An 18,792-nucleotide genomic window follows, 5' to 3' on the forward strand; every position below is an offset into this window, starting at 1 on the left:
GATGCACTGAAATCTTCGGCCCTGGCGGGCAGAGCCCCAGCTCAGGCCTGGGTTTGGCCGCGCGTGCAGCTGGCCAGCCAGGGCAACAAGGGGGTGGGGCGCGCAAAGTGATAGCCCTGCAGGCCCTCGCAACCGTGGGCAAACAGGAAGGCCACCTGGCGCTCGTTCTCCACCCCTTCGGCAATCACCTGCAGGCGGAACTGGCGCGCCATCAGCAACACCGAGCGCACGATGGCGATGTCACCTTCGTCATCCGGGATGCCGTCGATGAAGCTGCGATCGATCTTGATCTCATGGATGGGCAGGCGCTTGAGGTAGCCCAGGCTGGAAAACCCGGTGCCGAAATCATCGATCGAGAAGCGGATGCCCAACGCAATCAGCTCATCCATCTGGGACTGCACGCTGTCCGAACGCTCCAGCAACAGGCCCTCGGTGATCTCGAAGATCAGGCGATGGGCCGGCGCACCGCTGCGTTGCAGCAAAGCGCGCACGCGCTCCACGAAGTCGGGCTGACGGAACTGGCGTGGGCTCACATTCACCGACAGCGGAAACTCCAGTCCGGCAGCCTGCAGTTGCAGCAAGGCCTGTGCAGCCTGCTCCAGCACCCATTCGCCCAAAGGCACGATCAGGCCTGAGGTCTCGGCTACCGGGATGAACTCCACCGGTGACACGGCCCCCCGCACCGGATGCTGCCAGCGGATCAGCAACTCGGCGCCGATCACCACCTGCCCGGTGCTGAACTGGGGTTGTACATGCAGCGACAGTTGCTGGCCCTGCAGAGCGTGTTTGAGGTCTTCCTCGATCAGAAACCGCTTTTCGATCTCGGTCTGCATGCCGGGCTCGAACAAGGCCACGCGGTTGGCCCCTGTGGCCTTGGCGTGGTTCATCGCGGCATCGGCCTGGCGCAGCACGTCTTCGGCGTCTGGATAGACCCCCTGGTCCAGCTGGGGGCACACCGTGACACCCAGGCTGGCCGTCACGCTGAAACTCTGATCTCCCAGCGGCAAGGGCTGCAACAGGGCCACACGCAGCTGCTCGGCCACGGCCTGGGCCTGCTGCCAGGGCGCCAGCTCGGCCGAACGGGGCAGTTGTGGCAGCAGCACCACGAATTCATCGGCCCCCAGGCGGGCCAGGATGGCGTCCGGGCCGACGGATTCGGTCAACCGGCGCGCCACGCTGCGCAGCAACACATCCCCCTGACCATGGCCGCGGGCATGGTTGAGGCGCTTGAAGCCGTCCAGATCGACATGGATGACGGCGCCAGAGCCTTCGGGCGGGCAGGTTTGCAGCCACTCGAACAGCTTGGCCACCATCAAGGCCCGGTTGGGCAGGCTGGTCAGCGGGTCGTAGTAGGCGCGCCGGAAGTTGTCCTCATCGGTCAGCTTGCGTTCGGTGATGTCGGTGTGGGTGCCGATCATGCGCAGCGGCCGGCCGTGGGCATCTCGCGCCACCACCAGACCGCGGCTGAGGATCCATTTCCATTGCCCATCGTGGCACCGCGCCCGGTGCTCGCTGCGAAACAAAGGGGCCACGCCATCGAAATGCTGCTGACGGGCCTCCTGATGGGCCGGCAAGTCCTCCGGGTGCACCCAGGCATCGGGATCGGCCCCTGGCAACTCTTGCGTCTCGCCGTAGCCATACAAAGCCCGGTACTGAGACGAGAAATAGTGTTCGTTGCTTTCGATGTTCCAGTCCCAGACCCCGGCGGCCGAGCCCTCGAGCGCGAATTTCCAGCGCGCCTCGGCCTCGCGCAGTTCCTGCTCGGCGCGACGGCGGTCTGAGATGCGGATGAACAAGCCGTGCCAGAGCACCGAACCGTCAGGCTCCATGGTCGGTCGGGATTGGCCCTGGAACCACTCCAGCCGGCCGTCAGGCAGGTGGCTGCGGAACTCCATGGACCAGGGGCTGAGGGACTGCTCGCAGGCCCGCACCGATTGCCTCATCGCTTCGCGGTCATCGGCATGCAGCTGCTCAAAAAACGGGGCCGCGCTGGCATTCAAGGCCTCGGGCGACAAGCCGAACAGGTCCTGGAACGCCTGGCTGGCAAAAGGAAACGAGCCCACACCGGGTGAAGACAGGCGAAATTGGTAAATGGCCGTCGGCATCCAACGCGCCAGCTGGTTCAACTGTTGTTCACAGGCCGCCCATTGGCGCTCCTTGTTGTCCAGTCGCAGCTTTGTGGCGGCCAATTCGATCTGGTGGCGACGCAGTTCCAGGCGGGCCATCACCAGATCGGCCAACAGACGCAGCTGGACCCGGTCGGATTCCTGCCAGCGGCGCGGCGACGCGTCCAAGGCACACAGGCTGCCCAGCAGATGCCCCTCGTCGTTGATCAGCGGGACACCGGCGTAGGCCCGGATCTGCGGCCCGTCCAGCACCAGAGGATGCTGGGCAAAACGGGGATCGATGCTGGCGTCGTCCACCGTCAGCATCTGGCCTGTGGACAACATGTGGCCGCAAAACGATTGTTCCAGCGGCAGCTGGTCCAGCGAAAAGCCCACCCGCGACTTGAACCACCAACGCGGTGCATCCATGAAGCCCACCAGGGCGATGGACACGCCCAGCAAACGGGTGGCGAGCTGGGTCAGTTCGTCAAACGGCGCCTCGGCTGCGGTGTCCAGCACTTGGTAGCGCTGCAGGCTCAGCCTGCGGGCCTGTTCCTGCCCAGGTGTTCCCATCCCGTTCATGCTGGAGCGCAGTCGGTCCACCGGGCTCGGCTGGAATCGCGCCTCGTGGGTGTCGAGGTGTGAAACCGCAGCCCGTCCAGGCGGCATCCATCGAACCCATCAGCGTGTGGAACAGAAAAAAGCATCAAAAAAGGTCAGGACAAACAGGTTTTGCCAGGGCACAGACCCGACAGCGAACCGTGATTCTGGCGACAAAAACGCGTTCAAAGCGTCAAAACGGGCAATTTTTACATTCCAGTCCGAACAAATCTGCCTGAAATCACTTGTGATTCGCATTTCAATCATTTTTCACGACGACAAGTTGTTCCTGACTTCTTCTTTGTATTCAATATATTGAAATAGTAGTAGTAGTAAGGAGCGACCCTGTCTGTGGATAAGTTGCTTTTTTCTATTATTTCCAAAGACTTGGACATGCTTGAAGGATGTGCGCAGCCCTGCGTTCGAGTTGTTCCACTTTCATCAACAACTTGGCGCTGACGCGCCAGCCTGTGGACAAGCACAGGCTTGTTCCGGATTTATCCCCAAACTTGTCCCAGGCGGATGCTCCTTGGAGTGCATCGGCGGGCTTGATCAATAAAACAACAGTCTTTGGCGAACGTGACGCGCCACAGGGCTTTTTGAGGGGCTGCAGTGGCTTGCCCCCTGTCAAAAACGATTTTGGAGCACCGACTTTGCGTGAACGGTGACCCGCAGTCGACCCGACGGCCCGGTCAGGTCGGCGCAAAACGAGTTGGGAGCACGGTGTTTGCCACGCCTGTTCGGCCGGAACCGGTCTGATCCACAGGGGTGGACACCGATCAGCCTGGAATTCACGGTTCATCACGCCGCTTGAAGACTTTCAAGCGGCTGTTTTCGGCCATGCGTTCACCCTGTCCCAGACACACCCGATCCAGGACAAGGCGCTCAGTCCTGTCCCGAAGAGATGTTCCTGACTTCTTCTTTGTATTTAATATATTTGAATAGTAGTAGTAGTAAGCAAGACCACTTTCTGTGGACAAGTCACTTTTCACTATTCAAATCAATCACTTGGACAGCTCAAAACGCTGTGGGGCGGGGCCCTTGAAGTCCGGGCTCGGCCGGGGACAACTGGGATCGTCAAGCGCGCCCTGTGGATAAACCCCGAGTTGTTCCTGCGCTATCCCCAGAGTTTTCCGAGGCGTTTTCAGGGGGGTGCTTTTCATAATGCAAAAAAACAAACCCCCCAGGACCTTTCGGTGCTGGGGGGTAGGGCGTGATCAATCTTGGGAGGTTCTGGAGTTCTGCGTCTGGCGGCCTTCCTTTCTCAGGCGGGGTGATGCGGGTGGTGCATGCCGTGCTCGGGTCCGGCGCGGTGATCCATCAGGCGCTGGGTTTCGGCATCGAACACTTTTTGCTGCTCGGCATCGAGTGCTGCATAAAACGCCTTGGTGGCCTGGTGGCGCTGGCTCATGTTTTGGGCGTGCTGCTGCTGCAGCGTCTCCAGTCGGTCCAGGCGCTCGGGGGTGCTGAGCCGGGCCAGTTCGGCCCGGTCCGGTCGGCTGGGTGGGGTGGCCGGCGGTTTGACGGCGCTGGTGAAGGCCGTCCAGGCGGCTTCCTGATCAGCCCGCAATTTCAACCGGGCCTTGAGTTCGGCACTGTGGCGTTCGAATCGGGCCAGTCGGCGGGCCGGGTCGGGCCGATGGTGGCCGGAGTCGCTGAACTGCAGGCCGTGTTGCGCAGGCGGGGGGGTCGCCCCGTCCGGGGTGGGGGCCGCCTGGGCCAGGCCGATGCAGGCCGTGGCGACCAGCAGGTAGGCAGACCACCCGATCTTGGTCAGTGATTTCATGGCTTTCCTTTCAGGGGAGCTGGCGTGCCGGGGGCACATCAACAGGGTTCCCAGTCTGCAGGTGCGCTGTTTCGCGACCATGAGCGGGCGGTGAGACTAAGTAAAGCAGCAGGCCCCCGCCAGCCCTCACAATGGAGGGGTGGGGACCTGTCGAAATTCACAGTTCCTGGATGGCTTTTGAAGCAAGGGATTTCAGTGTTCAAGAATTTGATTGTTTACCGCCTGGGCGAAGGCTGGACGGCCTCGATGGAACAGGTGGAAGCCGCGCTCGACAAGGCGCGCTATGTGGAATGTGGTGCCAGCCAGGAAAAGGCGGTCGGCTGGGTCGAGCCGCGTGGCGAAGCCCATGGGCCGCTGCTGGAGTCGGTGGGCGGGCAGTGGATCCTGAAGTTCATGATCGAGGTGAAAAGCGTGCCCGGCTCGGTGCTCAATCGCAAGGCCAAGGAACGCGCCCAGCAGATCGAGCAGACCACCGGCCGCAAGCCCGGCAAGAAGGAAACCAAGGAGCTCAAGGAAGAGATCAAGCTCAGCCTGCTGCCGATGGCCTTTTCCAAGCAGGGCTCGGTGCTGGTCTGGATCGATCAGGCGGCACGCCTGCTGATGATCGAGGCCGGCAGCCAGGGCCGGGCCGACGAGGTGGTGACCGCGCTGGTCAAATCGCTCGACGGTTTTGCCGTGGCCTTGCTCGACACGCAGATCAGCCCGGTGAGCGCCATGGCCGAGTGGCTGACCACCCAGGAGCCGCCGGCCGGTTTTGCCATCGAGCAGGAGTGCGAGCTCAAGGCGGCCGACGAATCCAAGTCGGTGGTGCGCTATGCACGCCACCCGCTCGACAACGACGAGGTCAAGCAGCACATCGCCCAGGGCAAGCTGCCCACCCGACTGGCCCTGAGCTGGGACGACCGGGTGTCCTTCATGCTGACCGAGGGCATGCAGATCAAGAAGATCAGCTTCCAGGATGTGGTGTTCGAGGGCAAGTCGGCCGACGACGGTGGTTTTGATGCCGATGTGGCCATCGCCACCGGTGAACTGGTGCAGATGCTGCCCGACCTGATCAATGCGCTGGGCGGCGAGGCTCAGCGACCCAGTCTGGCCCCGGCAGAGGCTCCGCCCGCGCCGGCCGCATCTTCGTCCGCCGCGAGCGCTGCGGACGAAGACGATTCGCCTCCTTTTTAAGCACCGCGAGCGCTGATCCCTCGCCATGGCCTTGAACATCGTCTGGGTGGGCCTGTTCGGGGCGGCTTTTGCGGCCGCGCTGTGGCGCTGGCTGGTGGGCGGTGATGCGGCCGCCTTTCCGGGCCTGCTCGGGGCGATGTTCGATTCGGCCCGCTCGGGTTTTGAGCTGTCGCTGGGTCTGGCCGGCATCATGACCCTGTGGCTGGGGTTGATGCGGGTGGGCGAGCGGGCTGGCATGGTGGCCAGCCTGGCGCGCCTGGCCAGCCCGGTGCTGCGGCGCCTGTTTCCCGATGTGCCGGCAGGGCATGCTGCGCAGGGGGCGATGACGCTCAACCTGTCGGCCAATCTGCTCGGGCTGGACAACGCCGCCACCCCGCTGGGCCTGAAGGCCATGCGTGAGTTGCAGACGCTCAACCCGCAGCCCGAGGTGGCCAGCCACGCGCAGGTGATGTTTGTGGTGCTCAACACCGCCGGTCTGACGCTGATCCCCAGCTCGGTGATCGCGATCCGTCAGAGCGTGGCGCTGAAGCAGGGCCTGTCGTCCTTCAATGCGGCCGACATTTTTCTGCCCACCCTGGTGGTCACGCTCACGTCCTTGCTGGCCGGTGTGCTGGCGGTGGCGGTGGCCCAGCGCATGGCCTGGTGGCGCCCCCGTTTCTGGCTGACCGGGCTGGCCCTGGTGGCAGGCCTGCTGGCCGGGGTGGCGGGGCTGGCCAGCCTGCCGGCCGAGCAGGCTTCGCGCCTCACGGGCGCGGTGGGCGCTTTTCTGATTGTGGCGCTGGTGATGCTGTTTCTCGGCGTGGGCAGCTGGCGCCGGGTGCCGGTGTACGAGGCCTTCATCGACGGCGCCCGCGAAGGTTTTGGCGTGGCCGTGCAGATCGTGCCCTACCTGGTGGCCATGCTGGTGGCGGTGGGCGCATTCCGCGCCGCGGGCTGCATGGACGCCTTGATGGCCTGGTTGGGCCAGGGCGTGGCCGCCTTGGGTTGGGACACGGCTTTTCTGCCGGCCCTGCCGGTGGGGCTGATGAAGGTGCTGTCAGGCGCCGGCGCGCGCGGCCTGATGGTCGACGTGCTGCAGACCCATGGTGTGGATTCCTTTGTCGGCCGGCTGGCCGCCATCATCCAGGGCTCGACCGAAACCACCTTCTATGTGCTGGCCGTGTATTTCGGCAGCGTGGGCATCCGCCACACCCGGCATGCGCTGGTGTGTGCGCTGGTGGCCGACGCGGTGGGCCTGCTGGCGGCCATCGGTGTGGCCTACGCGCTGTGGCGCTGATTGGCGCTGATTGGCGCTGATTGGTGCTCAGTTCTTGCGCAGGCTGCAGGTGTTCCAGCCCAGCAACTGATACGGCGGGCACCAGCCCAGCAGGCCGGTGGCCAGAGGCACGGCGCCGATCCAGCCCCACAGCCCCACGGTACCCGTGGCCGCCAGGGCCACCAGCACTGCGCCCACGGCGATGCGCAGGATGCGGTCGATGCCGCCCACGTTCTTGGTCATGAATTGCTCCAGATGGGTTGTCGAAGTCTGGATTGGATACCCCATGGGGTATCTTGGGCATGATCTGTGTCAATGGCCGGCCGGTGGGCATGGCTTGGTGCAGGGTTGGGGTTCGGCCTCGTGCAGACCGGCCAGGTCGTCCAGGATCGGACATTCGGGGCGTTCGTCACCCGAGCAGCACTGCAGCAGTTGTTGCAGCGAGCGTTGCATGGCCTGCATGGCCGCGATGCGGCGCGACAGATCGTCCACATGCTGCTGGGCAATGCGCTTGACGCTGGCGCTGGTGCGTTCCTGGTTGCCCCACAGGCTGAGCAGTTCAGCGATCTCGGTCATCGAAAAGCCCAGCTCGCGGCTGCGCCGGATGAAACGCAGCCGGTGCACATCGGCCTGAGCATAGAGACGGTAGCCGCTGTCGGTGCGTTGCACGCCCCCGAGCAGGCCCAGCGATTCGTAGTGCCGCACCATCTTGGCCGACACGCCGGCCAGGCGGGCCGCTTCGCCGATCTGCACGGGGGCGCTCATGCGGCGACGCTGTAGCCTTCTTCGGCGATCGCCGCCGCCAGTGGCTCGCGCGGCTTGTCGCTTTGCACGGTGACCTGGCCGCTCGTGCGGTCGATCTGCACCTGGGCCTGGGGGTCGAGTGCCTTGACGGCCTGGGTGACGGCGCGTTCGCAGTGGCCGCAGGTCATGCCCTGCACTTGAAAATGATGTTCCATGAGCTTCTCCTGAATCGGTCTGAAGGCAGACCGTGATGGTGATGATCAAGCTTGCCACGGTGGGAAGGTCAAGCCTGGCTCCGCATTGTGGCGCTTGAATTTTTTCATTGACCTTGCCACGGTGGGAGGCTTTAGGCTTGCCGCCATGAATCCCCAATCCTCTCCTGATGCATCACCCCGGCTTGAGCCGGCCCCGATCGAAATCAGCACCCTGGACATCGGCATTGGCGGCATGACCTGCGCCTCGTGTGTGGGCCGGGTCGAGCGGGCCCTGCGCAAGGTGCCCGGCGTGCAGCAGGCCACGGTGAACCTGGCCACCGAGTCGGCCCGGGTGCGGGTGCAGGCCAGCCCTCAGGCAGAAGCCCTGTTGCGCCGCTCGGTGCGGGACGCCGGTTACGAGCCCCGGGTGGCCGGGCAGGAAGACCCGGCCGAGCTGTCTCCCTGGGCGGGTTTCGGGCCGGTGGCCTTCGGCCTGCTGCTGTCACTGCCCCTGGTGGTGCCCATGCTGGGGGATCTGGCGGGTCGGCACTGGATGTTGCCGGCCTGGTGGCAATGGCTGCTGGCCACGCCGGTGCAGTTCGGCCTGGGCGCGCGTTTTTACAAGGCGGGTTGGCATGCTCTGAAAGCGGGCTCGGGCAACATGGATCTGCTGGTGTCGCTGGGCACTTCGGCGGGCTATGGCTTGTCGATCTGGCTGTGGCTGAGCACGCCGCCCGATCAGATGCCGCATTTGTATTTCGAGGCCTCGGCCGTGGTGATCACGCTGGTGCTGCTGGGCAAATGGCTGGAGGCGCGCGCCAAGCGCCAGACCACCTCGGCCATCCGCGCCCTGCATGCGCTGCGCCCCGAGCAGGCCCACCTGCTCACGGCCGAAGGCGAGGTGGACGTGCCCTTGGCCGAGGTGCTGGTGGGCGACCGGCTGGTGGTGCGCCCGGGCGAACGTCTGCCGGTGGATGGTCGGGTGCTGGAGGGCGAGTCGCAGGTGGATGAATCCATGCTCACGGGCGAGCCCCTGCCGGTGCCCAAGGCGCTGGGGGCTGCCCTGACCGGGGGCTCGATCAATGGCGAAGGCCGGGTGCTGATGCAGGTGACGGCCGTGGGCCAGGAGACGGTGCTGGCGGCCATCATCCGCCTGGTCGAGGACGCCCAGGCCGGCAAGCCCCCGATCCAGCGCCTGGCCGACCAGGTCTCGGCGGTGTTCGTGCCGGTGGTGCTGGGCCTGGCCCTGATCACGCTGGTGGCCTGGTGGTGGCAGGGCGGCGCCTTGGAGCCGGCGCTGATCCACGCGGTGGCGGTGTTGGTGATCGCCTGCCCCTGTGCGCTGGGCCTGGCCACGCCGGCGGCCATCATGGCCGGCACCGGGGTGGCGGCACGCCACGGCATCCTGATCAAGGATGCCCAGGCGCTGGAACTGGCGCGCCGCGTGGACACCGTGGTGTTTGACAAGACCGGCACCTTGACCGTGGGGCAGCCGCGCCTGCTGGCGTTCGAGCCGGCGCCCGGCCAGGATCCGGCGCCCCTGTTGCTGGCGGCGGCCAGCCTGCAGGCCGGCAGCGAGCACCCTTTGGCCCGGGCGGTGCTGGCCGAGGCGCAAGTGCGTGGCCTGGTCTTGCTGGCAGCGACGTCGGTGCAGGCTGTTCCGGGTCGGGGCAGCCAGGGTGAGGTCGCTGGCCAGACCTGGCTGCTGGGCAGCCTGCGCTGGATGGGAGAGCTGGGCCTGAACCCCGGCTGGTTGCCCGCAGCGCAGGCCGCACTGCAGGCCCAGGGGGCCACCGTGTCGGTGCTGATGCGGCGCGGCTCGGAGGGTGGGCTGGAGGCCTGTGCTCTGTTGGGCTTTGCCGACGAACCCAAGCCGGGTGCAGCCCAGGCCCTGGCGGGGCTGCGCGCTCGGGGCCTGCGCATCCTGATGCTGTCGGGCGACAACCGGGCCGCCGCATTGGCCATGGGCGAGCGCCTGGGCCTGAGCCCGGCCGAGGTGGTGGCCGAGGTCCTGCCGGCCGACAAGGCGGCACACATCCGCGATCTGAAGCAGGCCGGCGCCACGGTGCTGATGGTGGGCGATGGTGTCAACGACGCCCCGGCCCTGGCGGCAGCCGATGTGGGCATGGCCATGGGCACCGGCACCGATGTGGCCATGCACGCCGCCGGCATCACCCTGATGCGCGGCGATGTGGCCCTGGTGGGTCAGGCGCTGGAGGTGTCACGGCGCACGGTGGCCAAGATCTGGCAGGACCTGTTCTGGGCCTTTGCCTACAACGTGGCCGGCCTGCCCCTGGCGGCACTGGGGTATTTGAGCCCGGTGGTGGCGGGCGCTGCCATGGCGCTGAGTTCGGTCAGCGTGATGACCAATGCCTTGCTGCTCAAGCGCTGGAAACCCTGAAGTCGCTTGGGTTGTTTTGGACCTGTTTCAGTCGTAAAAGTCTGGCAAACTGGGGAATTCTTCACACGTTGCGCACTGTCCAGATTCCACGGGCGAGGCCTGTCATTTCTGAGTGCCACCCGGAGGTTCTTGTATGAATGTCTTTGCGCTGATGCGCTTGTTCACCATCCGCTTCCGGATGATCGGCGCCATTGCGGTGGTCTTGGGGCTTTTGAGCCTGTTGGGTGGGGCCGGCATGCTGGGCATGTTCCGCATCCAGGCCATGAGTGAGGATTTCATGACCCACTCCTACGCCTCGATGGGCAACCTGGCGGAGCTGCGTGCGGAGCTGGGGCAGACCCGCCGCTTCGAAAAGGACATGATCATCCAGTACGAGAAGCCCGAACAGGTGAAGCAGCTGCGGGCCAAATGGCTGGAGTCGCTGGGCCGGGCCGATCAGATGGTCAAGCGCATGGCCAGCAGTGAAACCATGGGCAACAAGCCCGAATTGGAAACCGTGGGCCAGAAGCTGGTGGCCTACCGGGATCAGTTTGCCTCGGTGGCCAATCAGCTCGAATCGGGCGGCTACGAGTCGGCGACCACGGCCAACCGCATGAGTGCCCGCTCGGTGGCCCAGTACGAGGAAGCCGAGAAGGCGGTGGCCGCCATCGAGAAGAGCCTGACCGCCCAGGTCAACGAAGCCGTGGCCGATCAGGCCCGTGTGTCCAAGCAGACCCAGCTGCTGTTTGTTGCCGCCGTGGTGATCACGGTGATCGTGGTCGTGCCGCTCACTCTGCTGAACATGCACTCGATCTGCCGTCCGCTGGAAGTAGCCCGCCAGGCCGCGCAGGCGATTGCCGGCGGTGATCTGTCGCGCCGCATCGAGTCCGAGGGCAAGGACGAGGTGACGGATCTGCTCAATGCCCTGGCCGACATGCAGGCCGGGCTCGGGGCCATGGTGTCGCAGGTGCGCGATGCCAGCGAAAGCATTGCCACCGCCAGCCATGAAATCGCCTCGGGCAACCAGGACCTGTCGGGCCGCACCGAGCAGACGGCCTCGAACGTGCAGGCCACGGTGTCGTCCATCAGCAACCTGACGGGCAATGTGCAGCAGACCGCCTCGTCGGCCCAGTTGGCCAACCAGCTCTCGGGCTCGGCCTCCACCGCGGCGGTGCGGGGCGGCTCGGTGGTGCGCCAGGCCATCAGCAGCATGCATGAGATCTCGGCCTCCAGCCGCAAGATCAACGACATCATCGGCCTGATCGACACCATCGCCTTCCAGACCAACATCCTGGCCCTGAACGCGGCGGTTGAAGCGGCGCGCGCCGGTGAGCAGGGGCGTGGTTTTGCCGTGGTGGCCAGCGAGGTGCGCGGCCTGGCCCAGCGCTCGGCCGAGGCGGCCAGCGAAATCAAGGGCCTGATCAAGAACAGCGTCAGTGCGGTCGATGGCGGCGTGAAGCTGGTCGAAGATGCGGGCTCGGCCATGGACGAGATCGTCTCCGGCGTGCAGCGCGTGAGCGACATCATCGGCGAGATCACGGCTGCGGCCTCCGAACAATCCACCGGCATCGGCGATGTGAACCAGTCGGTGAACCAGATCGACCAGATGACCCAGCAGAACGCGGCCCTGGTTGAGCAGTCGGCCGCCGCGGCCGAATCGCTGCGGGAGCAGGCCGACCGCCTGGCCAGCGTGGTGCGCCAGTTCCGTCTCAGCGATCAGCACGCCAGCGCGCAAGGCACCCGCCGTGGCGGCGCCCAGGGTGGCTATCTGGGCTCGTCGGCAGGCGAGCCCCACCTGCTGGGCATGTGAGCCCGGCCTGATCCAGCCCGGCGCCGGGCTGGATCGCGCTTCAGACCCGGCTGGCGATCAGCACCGCATTGGTGCCGCCAAAGGCGAAGGAATTCGACATCGCGTGGCGCAGCCCCGGCACGGCGCGCGCCGCACCCTGGACCAGGTCCAGCGCGAAGGCCGGATCGGCCTGACTGAGGTGGGCGGTGGGCGGCACCTGGCCGCTGGCCAAGGCCTGCAGGGCCACCACCAGTTCCATGGCGCCCCCGGCCCCCAGCAGATGCCCGTGGATGGCCTTGGTCGAACTGACCGCCACCCCACGCTCCCCGAACACGGTTTGCAGCGATTCGGCCTCGGCACGGTCGCCCGCCTGGGTGGCGGTGCCATGGGCATTCACGTAGCCGATGTCCTGCGGCTGCAGGCAGGCGTCCCGCAGGGCGGCCTGCATGGCGCGCACCTGGCCGGCCGCATCGGGCTGGCTGATGTGGCGGGCATCGCTGTTGGTGGCGTAGCCCGACAGGCACAGCGTGTGCTGCGCCCCCCGGGCCTGGGCGTGCGCCGGGCTTTCCAGCACCAGGGCGGCCGCGCCTTCGCCCATGGCGAAACCGTGCCGATCGGCCGAGAAAGGCCGGCAGGCCGAGGCCGCCAGGCTGCCTTCAGGGCCGGTCGGGGCCATCACCCGCATGGCCTGCCAGCTGGCCAGCACGCCGGGGCTCAACATCGATTCATGCCCGCCCACCACCGCCACATCGATCCAGCCACCGCGCAGGGCGCGCAGGGCTTCGCCGATGGCCACGGCCGACGAGGCACAGGCACAGGCGTAGGTCAGCGAGGGGCCGCGGATGCCCAGCTGCAGGCTGATCTCGGCCACCGCGGCATTGGGCATGGTGCTCAGCACGGTGGTGGGGCGCAGGCGTTTGTGTTCGGCGTACAGGGTGTGGCAACTGGCGTCGAAGCTGTGCGCCCCGGCCATGCCGCTGCCCCAGTACAGGCCCACGCGCTCGGCATCCAGCGTGGCCATGTCCAGCCCGCTGGCGGCCCAGGCCGCCATGGCAGCCGTCAGGGCCATCGAGGTGCCGCGGTCGGCCGGCACCCGTGAGGGGGTGCGCACAGCGGCGTCATTGAAATCACAGCGCGCCAGGGGCAGCACCACCGGGTCGATGCCCGGCAGGTCGAGCGGCCAGGGGCCGACCGCCGATTCACCGGCCATCACCTTGGCCTGGAAGGCTTCCAGGGTGTGGCCCAGGGGGCTGATCAGGCCCAGGCCGGCCACGCCGATGGGGGCTGCCGTGCTGCTCATGCGCCGGCGGGTTTGGGGCTGGCGGCCAGGTGTTCGCGGATGACGCCGGCCAGGTGCTGCAGCGTGATGCCGCCCTGGCGCGGGTCCAGGCGTTCTTCGGGAATGCGCAGTTGGAACGCATCTTCGATCGCGAAGACGAATTCCATCAGGGCCAGCGAGTCCAGGCCCAGGTCCTCGAGGGCCGCTTCGGGTTTCACCCGCTCGGCTTCGATGTGGAACTTGTCCACCAGGATCTGGGCAATGGTCTGGTCGATATCGGGAGTCATGTTGGAGGCGGCTGGCAGCTCAGATCAGGGGCACGGGGGGCTCGCGGTCAGCGAGCGCACGAAATCGACGGTTTCGCGAACAACTTGCTGACGATCGTTGTCAATGCTGATCATGTGGAAGCTGTTTCTAACAGTAACCGTCTTGAGAGAGACAGGCGCGGATGATAGACCAACTGCCAGCAAACGCAGATTATCCGGGCTGGCGACCTCGTCTTCTTCGGCGTGCAAGGCCAGGATCTGGGGACAGACGACCTGGCCCAGACGGCGGCGCAGGCGGCGCAGCAGCCGGTCGTTTTCGCGCAGGTAGCTCACGCCCAGGGTGGCACTGCCGGCGCGGGACACCCGCCGGTTTTCCAGCTCGCGTGCGATCCAGGCCCGGATGCGCTCGTTCTTGACCCCATACGGGGGTTGCTCCCGGTACTGCCACAAGCGGCCGAGCGGGGTGTACAGCGCCAAGGGCAGCAGAAAATGCCAGGGCGGGATGCCCCAGCCGTCATAGCGCAGGGTGGTGGACATCAGCACCAGGCCGTCCACCGGGGTGGCCGGGTCCATGGCGGCGCTCAGGGCCAGGCCGGCCCCGGCCGAGATCCCGACCAGCACCACGCGCTGGTGGTTCTGGCGCAGTTGGCGCACGCAGTCATGCACGGCGCCGATCCAGTGCTCAAAGCGCTGGGCCGGGGCCTCGGGGTGGTCGGCATCGAAGGAGTAGCCCGCGATCTGCAAGGGCACCACGGTGCAACCGATCTGGCGCAGTGGGCCGTTGACGCTCAGCAACTCGTCGGGTGTGCTGCACAGGCCGTGCAGCAACACCACGGCCGTGCTGGGCTGGGCAGCCTGGGTCATGGGCTTCAGGATGCACCTTCACTGCTCTTGACGTTCTTGGCCCGCGAGAACCACGACACATACAGCGAGGGCAACACCACCAGGGTGAGCAGCGTGGCCGTGACCAGGCCGCCGATGACCACGATGGCCAGCGGGCGCTGGGTCTCGGAGCCGATCTCACGCGACAGCGCCATGGGCAGCAGACCCAGCGCGGCCAGCATGGCCGTCATCAGCACGGTGCGCAGGCGCTGCATCGAGCCTATGCGCGCGGCCTCATACACCGTGTGGCCGGCCTTGCGCAATTGCTGGAACACCGAAAGCATCACCACCCCGTTGAGCACGGCCTGGCCGCTCAAGGCGATGAAGCCGATGGCGGCCGACACCGACAGCGGGATGCCGAAGATCCACAGCGCCACAAAGCCCCCCACCAGGGCCAGGGGCACGTTGAGCAGGATCAGCGAGGCCATCTTGAAGGACTTGAAGGCATCGAACAGCAGCACGAAGATCAGCAGCAGCGAGATCGGCACCACCACGGACAGGCGCTTCATGGCCCGTTCCTGGTTCTCGAACTCGCCCGACCAGTTCACCACATAGCCGGCCGGGATGTCGATCTTCGCCACCCGGGCCTTCATGTCGGCCACCACCGAGCCCATGTCGCGGTCCTTGATGAAGATGCCGATGGCGGTGGTGCGCCGGCCGGCTTCACGGGCGATGTTCATCGCGCCGCTGGTTTCGGTGATGTGCGTCACCGCGCCCAGCTGCACATAGCCGCCGTCGGCCGTGGGGATGGGGGTGCGTTCGAGCTTGGCCACCAGGCGGTCTTCGGCCGGCAGGCGCACGGCCACGGCAAATTTGCGCTCGCCTTCCCACAGGCTGGTGGCGGCCTTGCCGGCCAGCGCCGCTTCGATCACGTCCTGGATGTCGCCCACATTGAGGCCGTAGCGGGCGGCCCGGTCGCGGTCGATGTCGATCAGCAGCTGGGGCACCTGGCCGTCGCGGTCGATCTCGGCGCGCGACACGCCCTGCACCTGCTTGACCTCGCGCGTGATGGCTTCGGTGATGCGGCGCATCTCGGCCAGGTCGTCACCGGCGAGCTTGATCACGATCTGGCCCTTGATCTGGGAGATCGACTCCAGCACGTTGTCGCGGATCGGTTGCGAGAAGGCCGGGTCGATGCTGGGGATGGCCGACAGCGCGTGGTCCATCTCGTCGATGATCTTGTCGCGCGTCATGCCCGCACGCCATTCGTGCTCGGGTTTCACGTCGACAAAGATCTCGGCCATGCTGATGGTCTTGGGGTCGGTGCCGTCTTCGGGCTGGCCGGCCTTGGACACGGTGGTGCGCACCTCGGGCACGGTCAGCAAGGCCTTGCGCGCCATGCGCAGGATGCGGGCGGCCTCTTCGGTCGACACATTGGGCGACAGCGCGAAGTTGATCCAGGTCGTGCCCTCGTTCAACTCAGGCAGGAACTCCGAGCCCAGGCGCGAAGCCACCACGCCCGACATGGCAAAGGCCGCGACGGCAATGCCCAGCACCTTGCGGCGGTGGTTCAGGGCCCAGCCCAGCACGGGTTCATAAAGGCTCTTGGCGGCGGTCACCACGCGGTTGTCGTGGTGCGGCAGCTTGCGGCGCAGCATCCAGTAGGCCAGCAGCGGCACCAGGGTGAGCGAGAACACCAGCGAGCCGATCAGGGCCGTGGTCACCGACAGGGCCATGGGCTGGAAGATGCGGCCTTCATGGCGTTGCAGCGCAAAGATGGGGATGTGCGCCGCAATGATGATCAGCATCGAGAACAGCGTGGGCCGGCCCACTTCGTTGGCCGCGTCGATGATGGTCTGCTTGCGCTCCGAATCGGGCATGTCCTCGCGGTTCTGTGACAGCCGGTGCAGGATGTTCTCGATCACGATCACCGCGCCGTCCACGATGATGCCGAAGTCCATGGCGCCCAGGCTCAGCAGGTTGGCCGGTACGCCCATGATCTTCAGGCCCATGAAGGTGGCCAGCAGGGCCAGCGGGATCACCACCACCACGGCCAGGCTGGCGCGCAGGTTGGACAGGAAGACGTAGAGCACCAGGGACACCAGCACCGCCCCTTCGACCAGGTTGCGGAACACCGTGGTGAGGGTCTTGTCCATCAGCCAGGTGCGGTCATAGAAGGGCTCGATCTTCACGCCCGGGGGCAGGCCGCGCTCATTGAGTTCGGCGATCTTGTCCTTCACGCCCTTGAGCACCACGCTCGGGTTCTCGCCCTTGCGCATGATCACGATGCCGGTCACCACGTCGTCGTCCAGGTCCTGGCCGACCACGCCCAGGCGCGGCACGGCGCCGATCTTCACCTGCGCGATGTCGCGGATCAGGATCGGGGTGCCGTTGCGCGCGGCCACCACGATGCGGCCGATGTCTTCCGACGACTTGAGCAGGCCCAGGCCGCGGATGGTGTACTGCTGGGCCCCCTGGGCCACATAGCTGCCGCCGGCGTTCGAGTTGCCGCGCCCCAGGGCGTCGAGCAGGTTCTGGAAGTTGAGGCGGTAGGCGCGCAGCTTGTCCAGGTCGGGTTGCACCTCGTACTGCTTGATCGAGCCGCCCATGGCCACCACATCGGCCACGCCGGGCACCTGGCGCAGCGCGCGCTCGGCCACCCAGTCTTCCAGGGTGCGCAGGTCGGTGGTGCTCAGCCCGTCACCGCGCAGGCGGTAGCGCATGATTTCACCCACCGGGGTGGCGTTGGGCGCGATCTCGGCCTCGACCCCGGCCGGCAGGTCCACCCCGCGCAGGCGCTCACTGACCTGCTGGCGCACCAGGTTCACATCGGCCTTGTCGTCGTAGGTGACGACCATGAAGCTCAGCCCGAACTGGGTGTGCGAGAAGACACGGATCGAATTCGGCAGGCCCGACAGGGCCACCTCGATCGGCAGCGTGACCTGCTTTTCCACCTCTTCGGCGGCGCGCCCGGGGAACAGCGTGATCACCGTGACCTGGGTGTCGGTGACATCGGGGAAGGCCTCGACCGACAGGTTCTTGAACGCAATCACCCCGGCCAGGGCAAACAGCAGTGTGCCCAGGACGATGAACAGCGGCTGGTAGAGCGCGTACTGGATCAGGCGTCTCATTGGGAATTCCCTTTGCCGGTGCTCTCTTTGCCTTCAGCGGCGTGGGTGCTCTTCTGGCTGTCGCTGCGGCCGATGGAATCCTCCTGGGCCACATGGAACTGGCGCGCCAGCAGCAGGGCGTTGTCGGACACCACCAGCTCACCGGCCTGCAGGCCCTTGCTCACCACCACCTCCTTCGGCCCCTGGTGCACCAGGGTGACATCACGCGGCTCGAACACCCCGGGCTGGGTCTGCACGAACACCGCGTGGTGGGTGCCGTTGAGGGTGATGGCGGCGGCCGGCACGACCACGCCGCTGCTGAAGGTCTGGTGCACCCGGGCGGTGGCCAGCATCTCGGCTTTCAGGCGCCGGTCGGCATTGGCCACCAGGCCGCGCACCTTGATCGTGCGGGTGTTGGGGTCGATGAAGTCGGAGGCCGCCAGCACCTTGCCCTGGAACAGCGCGCCGGGGTAGGCCGCCACTTCCAGCTCGAAGCCGGCACCGGGCTTGAGGATGCCGGTGTCGACCTCGCGGGCATCGATCTGCACCCACAGCGAGGCCGGGTCGCTGACCACGAACAGGGCCGGCACACCGGGGCCGGACTGGTCGGGGCGCAGTTCCTGGCCGGGGTTGAGGTTGCGCTCCACCACCACACCGGCGATGCCGCTGCTCAGGCTGAGCTGCTGGTTGACCTGGGCCGAGCCGCCATACAAGGCGGTGCGGGCCTGGGCGCGGGCCACTTCGGCCTGGGCGCGGGCGGCGTCGGCCTCGCTTTGCTCCAGGTCCTTGCGCGCGATGATGCCGGCGGCAAACAGCTCGCGCTGGCGCTGCACGGCCTGGTTCATCAGGCGGGCATCGACCTGGGCACGGGCGGTGTCGGCCTGGGCCTGGCCGAAATCGGGCGAAGCCAGGTGGGCCAGGGCCGAGCCGGGCTGCACACGCTGGCCCACATCGGCGTCGATGCGGGTGACCCGGCCGGCAAAGGCGGGGTAGATGCGCTGGGTGCGTTCCTCATTCCAGACCAGGCGCGCCGGCAGCTCGACCGTGATGTCCTGGGCCGCCCGGGCTGCCTGGGTGGGCAGCAGGGCCAGTTGGGGGTGGCCGGCCGGGAAACGCAACTGCTGGCCCTGCACGATGGGGGTGGCGGGTTGCGGAGCGGGATTGGGCGCGGGGGCAGGGCCGCAGGCTGACAGCAGTGCGCTGGCCAGGACGGCGAGGGTGCAGAGGCGATGGAGTGGGAGCTTGCGCATGGGATGGGCAGAAGTGAGGTGGGGCGCCGCAGGGGG

At 66.5% G+C, this 18,792-nt stretch carries 14 protein-coding genes; 4 read left to right on the plus strand and 10 right to left on the minus strand.

What is annotated here, in order from left to right; genetic code table 11:
* Nucleotides 1-41: 41 nt before the first annotated feature.
* Together L880_RS34250 and L880_RS31740 are read right to left on the minus strand one after the other, a co-directional pair.
* On the minus strand, nt 42-2,687 hold the full coding sequence (locus L880_RS34250) for a sensor domain-containing phosphodiesterase (protein ID WP_169737725.1): 2,646 nt from the start codon (nt 2,685-2,687) through the stop codon (nt 42-44).
* Nucleotides 2,688-3,969: 1,282 nt separating this feature from the next.
* Nucleotides 3,970-4,491 carry a Spy/CpxP family protein refolding chaperone gene (locus L880_RS31740; RefSeq protein WP_051443096.1) on the minus strand — a complete coding sequence of 174 codons (522 nt, stop codon included), beginning with the start codon at nt 4,489-4,491 and terminating at the stop codon, nt 3,970-3,972.
* Between the two features lie 195 nt (nt 4,492-4,686).
* Here L880_RS31740 and L880_RS0105850 point away from each other — a divergent pair, with 195 nt between their 5' ends.
* Together L880_RS0105850 and L880_RS0105855 are read left to right on the plus strand one after the other, a co-directional pair.
* A complete protein-coding gene (locus L880_RS0105850) occupies nt 4,687-5,667 on the plus strand; it encodes a recombination-associated protein RdgC (RefSeq protein ID WP_027474878.1) in 981 nt (326 codons plus the stop codon).
* Nucleotides 5,668-5,692: 25 nt separating this feature from the next.
* Complete coding sequence (locus tag L880_RS0105855) at nt 5,693-6,943, plus strand: nucleoside recognition domain-containing protein (protein ID WP_019573708.1); 1,251 nt, start codon at nt 5,693-5,695, stop codon at nt 6,941-6,943.
* Nucleotides 6,944-6,970: 27 nt separating this feature from the next.
* Here the strand turns inward: L880_RS0105855 and L880_RS0105860 are convergent, their stop codons facing one another.
* The 3 genes from L880_RS0105860 to L880_RS0105870 all read right to left on the minus strand — a co-directional run bounded on the left by L880_RS0105860 (nt 6,971) and on the right by L880_RS0105870 (nt 7,881).
* Nucleotides 6,971-7,165, minus strand: coding sequence for a YgaP family membrane protein (locus tag L880_RS0105860; protein WP_019573707.1), 195 nt, complete (start codon nt 7,163-7,165; stop codon nt 6,971-6,973).
* Between the two features lie 69 nt (nt 7,166-7,234).
* Nucleotides 7,235-7,687 carry a Cu(I)-responsive transcriptional regulator gene (cueR, locus tag L880_RS31745; protein WP_051443097.1) on the minus strand — a complete coding sequence of 151 codons (453 nt, stop codon included), beginning with the start codon at nt 7,685-7,687 and terminating at the stop codon, nt 7,235-7,237.
* Nucleotides 7,684-7,881, minus strand: coding sequence for a heavy-metal-associated domain-containing protein (locus tag L880_RS0105870; RefSeq protein ID WP_027474879.1), 198 nt, complete (start codon nt 7,879-7,881; stop codon nt 7,684-7,686). The genes cueR and L880_RS0105870 overlap by 4 nt, the downstream gene beginning before the upstream one ends.
* Nucleotides 7,882-8,026: 145 nt before the next feature.
* Here L880_RS0105870 and L880_RS0105875 point away from each other — a divergent pair, with 145 nt between their 5' ends.
* Together L880_RS0105875 and L880_RS0105880 are read left to right on the plus strand one after the other, a co-directional pair.
* Nucleotides 8,027-10,261 (plus strand): heavy metal translocating P-type ATPase, encoded by a 2,235-nt coding sequence (locus tag L880_RS0105875; protein ID WP_027474880.1) that lies wholly within the window; start codon nt 8,027-8,029, stop codon nt 10,259-10,261.
* A 133-nt stretch (nt 10,262-10,394) separates the two neighbouring features.
* Complete coding sequence (locus tag L880_RS0105880; RefSeq protein ID WP_027474881.1) at nt 10,395-12,050, plus strand: methyl-accepting chemotaxis protein; 1,656 nt, start codon at nt 10,395-10,397, stop codon at nt 12,048-12,050.
* A gap of 40 nt (nt 12,051-12,090) precedes the next feature.
* Here L880_RS0105880 and L880_RS0105885 read toward each other — a convergent pair whose 3' ends face one another.
* The 5 genes from L880_RS0105885 to L880_RS0105905 are packed head-to-tail and all read right to left on the minus strand — an operon-like array spanning nt 12,091 to nt 18,756.
* The gene (locus tag L880_RS0105885; protein ID WP_027474882.1) at nt 12,091-13,329 is read right to left on the minus strand and encodes a beta-ketoacyl-[acyl-carrier-protein] synthase family protein; all 1,239 of its coding nucleotides are present in this window, start codon (nt 13,327-13,329) and stop codon (nt 12,091-12,093) included.
* Nucleotides 13,326-13,595 carry an acyl carrier protein gene (locus L880_RS0105890; RefSeq protein ID WP_027474883.1) on the minus strand — a complete coding sequence of 90 codons (270 nt, stop codon included), beginning with the start codon at nt 13,593-13,595 and terminating at the stop codon, nt 13,326-13,328. The genes L880_RS0105885 and L880_RS0105890 overlap by 4 nt, the downstream gene beginning before the upstream one ends.
* A 24-nt stretch (nt 13,596-13,619) precedes the next feature.
* Entirely contained in the window at nt 13,620-14,438 is an 819-nt protein-coding gene (locus L880_RS0105895; RefSeq protein WP_027474884.1) for an alpha/beta hydrolase, read from the minus strand.
* A gap of 5 nt (nt 14,439-14,443) precedes the next feature.
* Nucleotides 14,444-17,527, minus strand: a complete 3,084-nt coding sequence (locus L880_RS0105900; protein WP_027474885.1) for an efflux RND transporter permease subunit — start codon at nt 17,525-17,527, stop codon at nt 14,444-14,446.
* The gene (locus L880_RS0105905; protein WP_027474886.1) at nt 17,524-18,756 is read right to left on the minus strand and encodes an efflux RND transporter periplasmic adaptor subunit; all 1,233 of its coding nucleotides are present in this window, start codon (nt 18,754-18,756) and stop codon (nt 17,524-17,526) included. The genes L880_RS0105900 and L880_RS0105905 overlap by 4 nt, the downstream gene beginning before the upstream one ends.
* Nucleotides 18,757-18,792: the final 36 nt, after the last annotated feature.

The organism is Curvibacter gracilis ATCC BAA-807, from assembly GCF_000518645.1.
Classification (GTDB): Bacteria; Pseudomonadota; Gammaproteobacteria; order Burkholderiales; family Burkholderiaceae_C; genus Curvibacter; species Curvibacter gracilis.